This window comes from Sanguibacter antarcticus (genome assembly GCF_002564005.1).
GTDB classification, from domain to species: Bacteria; Actinomycetota; Actinomycetes; order Actinomycetales; family Cellulomonadaceae; genus Sanguibacter; species Sanguibacter antarcticus.
Map to the genome: position 1 here is coordinate 1,091,846 of NZ_PDJG01000001.1, position 11,295 is coordinate 1,103,140.

At 67.8% G+C, this 11,295-nt stretch carries 10 protein-coding genes; 5 read left to right on the top strand and 5 right to left on the bottom strand.

The window, feature by feature from the left end; all coding sequences use genetic code 11:
- Positions 1–243 precede the first annotated feature (243 nt).
- On the top strand, positions 244–831 hold the full coding sequence (locus ATL42_RS04930) for a MerR family transcriptional regulator (protein ID WP_098454393.1): 588 nt from the start codon (positions 244–246) through the stop codon (positions 829–831).
- A gap of 33 nt (positions 832–864) precedes the next feature.
- On the opposite strand, the gene ATL42_RS04935 is transcribed toward ATL42_RS04930, so the two are convergent.
- Positions 865–1,653 (bottom strand): ParA family protein, encoded by a 789-nt coding sequence (locus ATL42_RS04935; protein ID WP_169925339.1) that lies wholly within the window; start codon positions 1,651–1,653, stop codon positions 865–867.
- A 155-nt stretch (positions 1,654–1,808) separates the two neighbouring features.
- Between ATL42_RS04935 and ATL42_RS04940 the strand changes: the two genes are divergently transcribed.
- Positions 1,809–5,207 carry a pyruvate carboxylase gene (locus ATL42_RS04940; RefSeq protein WP_098454394.1) on the top strand — a complete coding sequence of 1,133 codons (3,399 nt, stop codon included), beginning with the start codon at positions 1,809–1,811 and terminating at the stop codon, positions 5,205–5,207.
- An 80-nt stretch (positions 5,208–5,287) separates the two neighbouring features.
- Positions 5,288–5,500, top strand: a complete 213-nt coding sequence (locus tag ATL42_RS04945; RefSeq protein ID WP_098454395.1) for a hypothetical protein — start codon at positions 5,288–5,290, stop codon at positions 5,498–5,500.
- Between the two features lie 21 nt (positions 5,501–5,521).
- Here the strand turns inward: ATL42_RS04945 and ATL42_RS04950 are convergent, their stop codons facing one another.
- Together ATL42_RS04950 and ATL42_RS04955 are read right to left on the bottom strand one after the other, a co-directional pair.
- A complete protein-coding gene (locus ATL42_RS04950; protein WP_098456346.1) occupies positions 5,522–6,775 on the bottom strand; it encodes a phospholipase D-like domain-containing protein in 1,254 nt (417 codons plus the stop codon).
- A gap of 287 nt (positions 6,776–7,062) precedes the next feature.
- Positions 7,063–7,470: an ArsR/SmtB family transcription factor gene (locus ATL42_RS04955; RefSeq protein ID WP_098454396.1), complete on the bottom strand. Its 408-nt coding sequence runs from the start codon at positions 7,468–7,470 to the stop codon at positions 7,063–7,065.
- A 152-nt stretch (positions 7,471–7,622) separates the two neighbouring features.
- Between ATL42_RS04955 and ATL42_RS04960 the strand changes: the two genes are divergently transcribed.
- Complete coding sequence (locus ATL42_RS04960) at positions 7,623–8,144, top strand: hypothetical protein (protein WP_098454397.1); 522 nt, start codon at positions 7,623–7,625, stop codon at positions 8,142–8,144.
- Between the two features lie 302 nt (positions 8,145–8,446).
- Positions 8,447–8,791, top strand: a complete 345-nt coding sequence (locus ATL42_RS04965) for an RNA polymerase-binding protein RbpA (RefSeq protein WP_098454398.1) — start codon at positions 8,447–8,449, stop codon at positions 8,789–8,791.
- Positions 8,792–8,826: 35 nt separating this feature from the next.
- On the opposite strand, the gene ATL42_RS04970 is transcribed toward ATL42_RS04965, so the two are convergent.
- Entirely contained in the window at positions 8,827–9,672 is an 846-nt protein-coding gene (locus ATL42_RS04970; protein WP_098454399.1) for a polyprenol monophosphomannose synthase, read from the bottom strand.
- The gene (gene lnt, locus ATL42_RS04975; RefSeq protein ID WP_098454400.1) at positions 9,669–11,270 is read right to left on the bottom strand and encodes an apolipoprotein N-acyltransferase; all 1,602 of its coding nucleotides are present in this window, start codon (positions 11,268–11,270) and stop codon (positions 9,669–9,671) included. Before lnt ends, ATL42_RS04970 begins: the two co-directional genes overlap by 4 nt.
- Positions 11,271–11,295: the final 25 nt, after the last annotated feature.

The window sequence follows — 11,295 nt, forward strand, 5'->3', positions numbered from 1 at the left end:
CTTCAGTTGAGACACGCCATGGCGACACGCCATAGGAACGGCGTCTTCTGCTCGCCTGGTCGTGATCGGTGGGACCTTGATGACGGAAACATGCCGAGTTGGTGCCCGCACGGGTGCCGGGCTGGGTGCATTCGCCTCTGACCGCCAGTCGGTCGACAGAAATCGAATCACTTCGTGTCACTATGGAGATCAACAGCGCGCCGATATCACCCCATCGGCAGACGCGCTGAGACGGAGGCGACAGTGAGCGGCAGCAGCGACGTGGGCACCCGTGCGGGTGCCTCAGTTCCGCAGCGCACGCAAGGGCTGCTCTTCGGCGAGGACCGTCCCGCTCTCGACGAGTCGGTCGGGTACCGCGGTCCGACCGCGTGCAAGGCGGCGGGTATCACCTACCGGCAGCTCGACTACTGGGCCCGGACCGGTCTGGTCGAGCCCACCGTGCGGCCTGCGACAGGTTCTGGCACCCATCGTCTGTACAGCTTCCGAGACATCTTGGTGCTCAAGGTCGTCAAACGCCTTCTCGACACCGGGGTCTCGCTCCAGCAGATCCGGACCGCAGTGGTTCACCTGCGCGAGCGCGGGGTCGATGACCTCGCCCAGATCACCCTCATGAGCGATGGTGCCTCCGTCTACGAGTGCACGTCGGCGGACGAGGTCATCGATCTCGTCCAGGGCGGTCAAGGCGTCTTCGGGATCGCGGTCGGGCGCGTGTGGCGCGAGGTCGAAGGGACCCTGGCGATGCTGCCGACCGAGCGGATCGACGCAGGGGACCGCTCCGGCGAGGGCCACGACGAGCTGTCTCTGCGTCGTCAGGCGCGCACCGCAGGCTGACCGTATCGCGCTGACGCCTCGCCTCGCGGCCGGCTAGCTGGTGTGCGTAGGGTTCTGCAGGGAGCGCAGCGCTCGTTCGAGCAGCGTGTCGAAGATCTCCGCGAGCTCGAGGGCCGCGGCGCCGGGCCAGTCGTGGATCGATCGGCCTGAGCCTTGTGCCTGCTGGAGCGCCGCGCGCTCGGGCACGACGGGCGAGAGGACGAGCGGTCCGAACAGGGTCCGGAGCTCGTCCTGTCGGAAGATCTGCTCGCTCGACCGGGCCCGTACACGGTTGACGAGCACGCCGAGCGGGCGAAGCTCTGGTGCGTGCTCGCGTCGGATGTCGTCGATGGCTTGGAGCGCGCGTCCGGCCGCGGTCACCGAGAAGAGCCCTGGCTCGGTGACGACGAGCGCACGCTCGCAGGCCGTGAGCCCCTGGCGGGTCAGCCCGCCGAGAGACGGGGGGCAGTCGACGAGCACGATGTCGTACTCGTCGGCGACCGTCTCGAGGGCTGCGGCGAGGCGCTGGAGACGGTGGGCCTGGGTCGGTCCGTCGTGACGCGCGGAGTCGGCCGACCCCATGAGGACGTCGATGAGCTCTGGGTCCCACGCCGATGCCGCGAGCGCCGACTCGACGACGTAGGGGGCCGGGTTGTCGAGGACCGCCGCGACGTCTTGGGCGGCTGCGCCGGTCGCGCCGAGGGCGAGGGTGCTGTCCGCCTGCGGATCGAGGTCGACGACGAGGGTGCGGTAGCCGGCCGCGAGCGCAGCGGATGCCAGTCCCAAGGTGATGGAGGTCTTTCCGACGCCCCCCTTCAGGCTGCACACTCCGAGTATCGCCACGGACGCACTTTATCGCTGTGCAGGGCTGTGGCGGGAACCTGCTCGGGTGATTGTGTGCGACCGGCCGTCGGATACCGCGGGGCTGCGGCGGGTGAGACGTGGGAAGATCGCGGTGGGCCCGCTGGCGACAGCGACGACGAGCGATGGGGTGTTGGGTGTTCTCCAAGGTTTTGGTAGCCAACCGCGCAGAGATTGCTGTGCGGGCTTTTCGTGCCGCATACGAGATGGGCGCGCGCACGGTCGCGGTCTTTCCTCATGAGGACCGCAGCTCGGAGCACCGTCTCAAGGCTGATGAGGCGTACCTCATCGGGGAGAAGGGGCATCCGGTCCGGGCCTATCTGGATGTCGAGGAGATCATCCGGGTGGCGCAGGACGCTGGTGCGGACGCGATCTACCCGGGGTACGGCTTCTTGTCGGAGAATCCGGACCTGGCGCGAGCCTGTGTCAGGGCTGGTCTGACGTTCGTCGGGCCGCCGGCTGAGGTGCTGGAGCTGGCTGGCAACAAGGTGATGGCGCTCAAGGTCGCGCGTGAGGCTGGTCTTCCGGTGCTCGCGTCGAGCGAGCCGTCCTCGGACATCGAGGAGCTTGTCGCTGCGGCGGACGTGGTCGGGTTCCCGATCTTTGCGAAGGCCGTCGCTGGCGGTGGCGGTCGGGGCATGCGGCGTGTCGAGCGGCGCGAGGACCTGCGTGAGGCGTTGGGCGCTGCGATGCGCGAGGCGGACGGCGCGTTCGGCGATCCGACGATGTTCCTGGAGCGGGCTGTCTTGCGTCCGCGGCACATCGAGGTGCAGATCCTTGCGGACGGCGAGGGGAACGTCGTACACCTGTTCGAGCGCGACTGCTCGGTGCAGCGTCGTCATCAGAAGGTCATCGAGGTCGCTCCTGCACCGAACCTCGACCCTGCCGTGCGGGACGCGTTGTGCGCGGACGCCGTAAAGTTCGCGCGGGCGATCGGGTACCAGAACGCAGGAACGGTCGAGTTCTTGGTCGACACGGTGGGGGAGCGTGCCGGGCAGCACGTGTTCATCGAGATGAACCCGCGCATCCAGGTCGAGCACACGGTGACCGAGGAGGTCACGGACATCGACCTCGTCGCGTCCCAGATGCGCATCGCTGCAGGGGAGACCCTCGAAGACCTCGGCATCCGCCAGGAGGACGTGCGTGTCAACGGTGCAGCGATCCAGACGCGGATCACGACCGAGGACCCGTCGAACGGCTTCCGTCCCGACACCGGCCGGATCATCGCCTACCGGTCGCCGGGTGGCGCGGGCGTCCGCCTCGACGGTGCGACGGCCACAGCAGGCTCAGAGATCAGCGGCCACTTCGACTCGATGCTCGTCAAGCTCACGTGCCGTGGGCGTGACTACCCGACGGCGGTGCGTCGGGCGCGTCGTGCGCTGGCGGAGTTCCGGATCCGCGGGATCCGGACGAACATCCCCTTCCTCCAGGCAGTCCTCGCAGACGACGAGTTCGTCGCAGGGAACCTGTCGACGTCGTTCATCGACGAGCGACCAGAGCTGCTGGCAGCCCGCGAGAGCGCTGACCGTGGCACCAAGCTCTTGTCTTTCCTGGGCGACGTGACCGTCAACCGGCCGCACGGTCCGGGAACAGGCGCGATCGACCCGCGGTACAAGCTGCCGGAGATCGATCTTGGCGCACCGGCGCCGGCAGGATCGCGACAGAGCCTCCTCGAGCTGGGCCCCGAGGGCTTCGCGCGTGCGCTGCGAGCGCAGACCGCGGTCGCCGTGACGGACACGACGTTCCGTGACGCCCACCAGTCGCTCCTCGCCACGAGGGTGCGCACCCACGACCTCGCGGCGGTCGCACCGCACGTCGCACGGATGCTGCCAGGACTCTTCTCGGTTGAGGCGTGGGGCGGCGCGACCTACGACGTCGCGCTGCGCTTCCTGGGAGAGGACCCCTGGGAACGACTGAGCAAGCTGCGCACAGCGCTCCCCAACGTCGCGCTGCAGATGCTGCTGCGTGGTCGCAACACGGTGGGCTACACCCCCTACCCGACCGAGGTCGCGGAGGCTTTCGTCCGGGAGGCGGCCGCCACAGGTGTGGACATCTTCCGCATCTTCGACGCCCTCAACGACGTGGAGCAGATGCGCCCGGCGATCGAAGCCGTCCGGGCGACCGGGACCGCCGTCGCCGAGGTCGCGCTCTGCTACACGGGCAACCTGCTCGACCCGGCGGAAGACCTGTATACGCTCGACTACTACCTCGCTCTGGCAGACCGGATCGTCGCCGCCGGCGCCCACATCCTGGCGATCAAGGACATGGCAGGCCTCTTGCGGCCCGAGGCCGCGACCCGCCTCGTCCGGGCACTGCGCGAACGGTTCGACCTGCCGGTGCACCTGCACACCCACGACACCACGGGCGGGCAGATGGCGACCCTCATGGCAGCGATCGCAGCCGGCGTCGACGCGGTGGACGTCGCGAGCGCAGCGATGGCCGGCACGACGAGCCAGCCGTCGATGTCCGCTCTCGTCGCCGGGCTGGAGCACACGGAGCGGGCGACCGCGCTGTCGTTGGACGCGGTGTGCGATCTCGAGCCGTACTGGGCATCGGTCCGCACGCTCTACTCCCCGTTCGAGTCCGGCCTCGATGCACCGACAGGCCGCGTGTACACCCACGAGATCCCCGGTGGACAGCTCTCCAACCTGCGCCAGCAGGCGATCGCGCTCGGGCTGGGGGACCGCTTCGAAGAGATCGAGTCGACCTACGCCGCCGCTGACGCGATCCTCGGACGCCTCGTGAAGGTCACGCCCTCGTCCAAGGTGGTCGGCGACCTCGCGCTACAGCTCGTCGCACGAGGCGCCGACCCGGCGCAGTTCGCCGAGAACCCCCAGGACTTCGACATCCCGGACTCGGTCATCGCGTTCCTCGGTGGCGAGCTCGGCGACCCACCCGGTGGGTGGCCTGAGCCGTTCCGCACGAAGGCGCTCGCGGGGCGGACCGTGCGCGGGGGCGTGGTCGACCTGTCGGACGACGACCTGCAGGACCTGGCCGGTGCGTCGAGCGTGCGGCGTGATCGTCTCAACCACCTGTTGTTTGCCGGGCCGACGAAGGATTTCCTGGCGACACAGGCTGCGTTCGGCGACCTGAGCGTGCTGGACACGTCGTCGTACCTCTATGGTCTGCAGGCTGGTGACGAGCTGGAGATCGCTCTCGAGCGGGGGGTTCGGCTGCTCGTCGGGCTCGAGGCCGTCGGTGAGGCGGACGTCCGTGGGATGCGGACCGTGATGTTCACGCTGAACGGTCAGATCCGTCCGATCCAGGTGCGTGACCGGGGGATCGACGTGGACTCGAGCGACGTCGAGAAGGCTGATCCGGGTGCGCCGGGGCACATCGCTGCGCCGTTTGCCGGTGCGGTCACGCCGTGCGTCCAGGAGGGACAGCGGGTCGAGCCTGGTCAGACTGTCGCGACCGTCGAGGCGATGAAGATGGAGGCTGCGATCACGACGCCTGTCGGGGGAGTCGTGCAGCGGCTGGCGATCGGTGCCGTGCAGCAGCTCGAGGGCGGCGACCTCGTCCTGGTCATCACGTGAGAGGGGCGTCGCCTCGTGGTGCGGTGGCGCGCGATCTGCAGCGCGCCTAGCGTGAGTGCCACACACTGACGGAGGACACGATGAACGAGAGCTCGACGTCCGAGGCATTGCAGGCACCGGGTACAGGCGCAGGGTCCGGTTCGTCTGGTGATCGTGCGCGCCAGGTCGCGCACGACCTGCACGACGCGCACCCCGAGTTCGACGAGGTGCCGCTCTTGGAGGACGACGAGACCGTTCCGCCTCGACCGGAGGAAGAGGTCGCTGACATCGCTCGCCAGGATCGTGGCGTCTGAGCCGTCCGGGCGAGCGGTTGCTCAGAGGAGCGGGCTCAGCGGTGTGAGGACGATCTCGCCGAGCTTTGCGACGGGGGAGCGCTGCTCCCACTCTTCGAGGTGGAGCTGACGGCAGTTCGACAGGTCGACGGTGAAGATCTCTTCCATCTGCTGCGCGATGGTCTGGTCGTAGATCGTCATGTTGATCTCGTAGTTGCCTGTCAGGCTGAGCCGGTCGATGTTGGCGGTGCCGATCGTGGTCCACTCGCCGTCGACGGTCGCGGTCTTGGCGTGGACCATCGCGTTGCGGTAGAGCCAGATGGTCACCCCGGCGCGCAGGAGCTTGGAGTACAGGCCTCGTGAGAGCCAGTCCGTGAGGACGTGGTTCGAGGCTTCGGGCACGATGATCCGCACGTCGATGCCGCGCTGGGCGGCTGCGAGGATGACGTCGAGCAGCTCGCGGTCGGGGATGAAGTACGCCTGGGTCAGGTAGATGTGGCTTGTGGCGCGGCGGATGGCTTCGAGATAGATGTTGCGGATCGGGTAGACGCGACGCGCCGGGGCGTTGCGGGCAGCCTGGAATCCTGGGTCCCACAGGTCGGTGCCAGGGGAGGGGATGCTCGGGTGGCCGCTGCGCAGGTTGAGGTTCCAGAAGTCGATGAACGCGCTGGAGAGCTCCCAGGCGGCCGGTCCTTCGATCCTCAGGTGCGTGTCGCGCCACTGGGTCGCGTAGAGCGTGCCGATGTTGTACCCGCCGACGAACCCGATCGTGTCGTCGACGACGAGGATCTTGCGGTGGTCGCGACCGGTGTGCTTGATCGACATGAGCAGGACCTGGGGGCGGAACACCGGGTAGGGGAGAACGTGGATCCCGGCGGGGAACTGGAAGAAGCTGCGGGGGACCACGAGGTTGGCGAACCCGTCGTAGACGAGGAAGACCTCGACGCCGCGTTCGGAGGCTGCGACGAGAGCGTCCTTGAACCGTTGGCCGAGCGCGTCGCCCTTCCAGATGTACGTCTCGAGGAAGATGCGTTCTGTGGCGCCGTCGATCGCTCGGATCATCTCTTCGTACACCTCGACGCCGAACGTGAAGATCGTCGTGGACGTCTCGCCGACCGTCGAGTGCAGAGGCTTCTCGTGCGGGAAGGCAGCCTTGCGTGACTTGGTGCGCTTCTGCCAGTGGTCGAGTGCGACGATGGCGCCGGCGGCGGCCAGCGGAACGACTGCGTAGGCGATGAGCGTCCGCTTGATCGTCAGGCGTGCGAAGGTAGCGGCGCTGAGCTCGAGGTGGTCCACGGGACCGACCATAGACGCAAGTCGCGCGCTCGGCAGGGCGACGCACCAGGGGCCACCGAGGGGAGTCCTCAGAGACCTCCACAACACCGCATAATGTCATAAGATACATTATCGGCGTTTCAGCAATGCGGTCAAAAGGGGCGCTGAACAGGCCCGACAGCCCACGACGGCTGCCGGACGCCCACGCGCATCGCACGCTTCGTACGAAGCGCGCGATCACGCACTGTCACTGCACGCCAGGTTGCTGTCCGGACCGGCAGCAGGGCGACCGACACCCAAGGCCGCGGTCACCGGGCAGCAGGTACCTCGGGCGCAACGTCGTCGCAGTCGCTCCAGGCGCCCTCCGCCGTCGTGAGGTTTTCACCGAGCGTTCCCAGCGCCCCAGGAACCAACATGTAGAACGACCAGACGCCGCGCTTGTCCCGCTCGATCAACCCAGCGTCGACAAGGATCTTCAGGTGGTGCGACACCGTCGGCTGCCCCAGCCCCAGCGGGCCGGTGAGATCCGTGACGTTCGCCTCACCGTTCTCGTGCGCAGCGATCAACGACAGCATTCGCAGACGGGTCGGATCGCTCAGCGCCTTGAACGACCGTGCAAGCGTCGACTCCCCGCTCGTGAACGTCCGAGGCGCTCGCAGCCTCGCCGACCCAGAGGTGGCACCCGTGGGCGCGACGTCGTGTCCTTCTCTTCGCATTCGGACATCTTACGCATTGACCATTCTCGATGCGAACTTCGGTGCGTCATCCGGGCGCATCGTGTGTCTGGCCTGCTGTGGATGGTGCGCTCGACCCACAAGGACCTGTGACCAGCGGCGCAGCAGCTCGTCCGTGACAGGAGGATCGAGCCATGGCACACCACGAGAGCTCCGCACCATCACCGTCGCAGTCGTCGTCGACCAGAGATCCTGATCCCGCGTGGGAGGTGGCGTCGTGCGAGCCGCTCTCGGAGCGGCACTCCCCTGGTCTTCCGGGGAGCGCTCTGACCTCGTCGGACGAGATGCTCGATCATCTCGTGGGTCTCGTCGGGCCAGAGTCGGGTGGTCCTGCATCTGTGTGGATCTCGTTCGTCACCCAGGACGACACGATCTTGCCCGTCGCGATTCCGGTCGAGGATCTTCCGTCGTTTCCTGACGAGCGCACGATGGAGGGGATCTCGGCGCTGGTGCGTTCCGTGGTCGCGGAGAACTTTCCTGGTGCCGCGGCGCTCGTCGCGGTCGTCCGGGCTGGTGGTGGTGACTACGGGGCGCACGAGCGACGGTGGGCGGGAGCGCTGTGGCGGGCGTCCGAGGCCGGCGGGTGGAGCGTGCGTGCGATGGTCGCGGTGGGTGACGGTCGCGCGCGCGTCCTTGTCCGGGAACGGTGCCTGTAGGAGATCGTGAGCAACCTAACCGGTGCGAGGCGGCCCGCTCCCCTGTGCTGAGCGCTACCATGGGAGGGCTGTATGGGTCCGACCCATCGCCGAAGCTCGCCGACATCGTTGTGATGTCCCGGTTTCTGACGCGACCTGAAATCGCATTCACGATACCTTTACGGTCTCGTGGAACACGTGACCGGTTCCGAGCGTTGAACCATCGAGCGTCGAACACTGAGAACCTGTACCGCGATCGAGGACGTATCCGCCGATGAACCTATCGTCCGTGACGTCACCGTCCACACACTCTGGAGGCCCACATGGCAGACCGATCCTTGCGAGGGATGAGCATTGGTGCCAAGAGCATGGAGTCCGACGAGGGCGTCGATTTCGCCCCTCGGTTCCAGGCGCACTACGACTGCCCGAACGGGCACACGATCATCCTGCCGTTCTCGACCGAGGCTGACGTCCCGGTCGTGTGGGAGTGCCGCTGCGGCGAGGAAGCCCTCCTGCGCGATGCCGACCAGCCTGAGCCGAAGTCGGGCAAGCCGCCGCGCACGCACTGGGACATGCTCCTCGAGCGTCGTACCGTCAAGGAGCTCGAAGATCTTCTCGACGAGCGCCTGACTCTTCTGCGTGCTGGAAAGCTTCGCCGCAGCGCCTGATCGTCACGACCGACCGCGCCGCACGCTGTCGCGACTCACAGCCCCTGCTCTTCTCCGGAAGGCAGGGGCTGCGTCGTGCGCGCAGAACGACCACCGAACATCTGACGTACCTGGCGGGCACGCCGGGCCACGCCCCAGGTCGTGACCTTCCACAACGCTTCCTTGACGATCCCTCGGCTCATCTTCGACTCCCCTGCCGTGCGTTCGACGAACGTGATCGGCACCTCGACGATGCGTCCGCCGGCCTGAGCGACCCGCCATGCCATGTCGACCTGGAAGCAGTACCCCTGCGACTCGACGCTTCCGAGGTCGATCGTGCGCAAGGTGGAGGCCTGGAAGGCTCGGAAGCCTCCGGTCGCGTCGCCGAGGTGGAGGCCGAGCGCGAGACGCACGTAGGTGTTGCCTCCGCGGGAGAGCCACTCGCGGTGCCTGGGCCAGTTGACGACTGCGCCGCCGGGGACCCAGCGTGACCCGAGGACCAGAGCTGGTGGTGCTCCGCCCGCGAGCGGAGCGAGGAGCTCGGGAAGGTCTTGTGGGCGGTGCGACCCGTCGGCATCCATCTCGACGAGGGTCGCGTACCCGCGCTCGAGCCCCCAGGCGAACGCGGCGATGTATGCGGTCCCGAGGCCTTGCTTCCCGGTGCGGTGCATGACGAAGACCTGAGGGTCGTCGGCGCTGAGGGCGTCTGCGACGTCTCCGGTGCCGTCGGGGCTCGCGTCGTCGACGACGAGGACGTCCGCGTCCGGCGCGTGGTGGCGGACCCCGGCGACGATCGTGGGCAGGTTCGCACGTTCGTCGTAGGTCGGCACGATCACCAGGACGCGCTGGGGGTGCACCTGCGCGTGGGGTGCGTCGGTCAGGTTCTCGTGTGCATCTGTCATCGTGTGCTCGACTCCGTGGCGAGCGCGGTACGGACCGCGGGTCGTGGGACGGACGGTCGGCCGTCCCGGGTGGGGCGCCGGACGACAGCCAGGACGAGCAGGCCGAGCGCGAGGAGCATGACGAGGCGGGCGGGCCACGGCCCGAGGACCACTGCTGGGGTCATCGAGGTCCGCAGGGCGACGTCTGCGACCAGCTGTTCGGTGGTGAACAGTCCTGTGCGCTCGATGATCGTCCCGTTCGGTGCGACGACGGCGCTGACTCCGACGGTAGAGATCTGGATGGTCGTGCGTCCGGTCTCGATCGCGCGCAGCTGGGTCATCGCCAGCTGTTGGGTGGACTCGTTCGTCGGGCCGAAGGACGCGTTGTTCGTCTGGACGACGAGCAGCTCTCCCCCGGCCTGGATGGATTCCCTCACGAGCTCGTCGTAGGCGACCTCGAAGCAGATGATGTCGCCGACGATGACGTCACGCTCGAGCCGTGGAGACTCGAGTGTGATGATCCCGGGCGTCGTCCCCGGGAGCATGTCTGTGTGGACCAGGTCGACGGCGTCAGAGAACGGGCGGACGAGGTCGCGGATCGGGATGTACTCCGCGAAGGGTGCTGGGTGCTGCTTGGCGTAGCGGTCGACGACACCGACGCCGGCCTCCCACAAGAGGGCGACGTTGTACCGTCCGCCGTCGTCGGGGAACTCTTGGGCGCCGAGCAGGAGCGGCGCGTCCACGGCGCGGGCGGCCCCGTCGATCGCGGCCTCGGCTGCGGCATCGACCTGAGGGTCGATGTCGGTGCCGTTTTCTGGCCACAAGACGATGTCGAGGTATCCCGGGTCGACCTGCTCCAGGAGCGCATGCGTTCCCTGGACGTGGTTGTCGAGGACCTCGCGCCGGATGTCGAAGGCGTCCAGGCCGCCTTTGGCGACGTTCCCCTGGACGGCGCCCACCCGCAGGGTGCCGGCCTCAGACCGGGTGTCGAGCGGCACGATCAGCCCGACGGCGACGATCACTGCCGCGACGATGATCGTCGTGCCGAACGTGAGGACGTCGAGCCGGCGGATCCCGGCGAGCCCGAGGGCGAGCAGGACCGCGACGACGACCGCGGCGAAGGACACCAGGGGCATCCCTGCAACCCATGCGAGCCGACCGATCGGTGACTCTGCCTGGGAGAACGCGATCCTCCCCCACGGGAACCCGCCGAACGGGACGCTGGAGCGTGCGAGCTCGGCGCCCACGAACAAGACAGCGAAAGCACTCACGTGCAGGGTCCGGCTGCGCACCACCACCGGGACGCGACGCACGAACGTCCAGACGAGCGCGACGACCGCGACGAACAACGCTTCGAGGACGCTCAGGGCAGCCCACGGCACGTTCCCGACCGCGTACTGTGCCCAGCCGATGTGCTTGAGGAAGAACACGACCCCCCACACGAACCCCATGAGGAAGTTCCACCACGGGGCGTCACGACTCAGCGCGAGGTAGAGGAGGGACACGCCGGCGATCGCAGCGAGCCAGATGCCGGTGTCCGGGAACCCCAGATCTGTGAGCAGTCCGCCGCTCAGGGCAAACAGGAGGGTCAACCATCGGGGTGTGTGTTGCGCAAGCACCTGTGCAGGCTACGTCACTACGAGA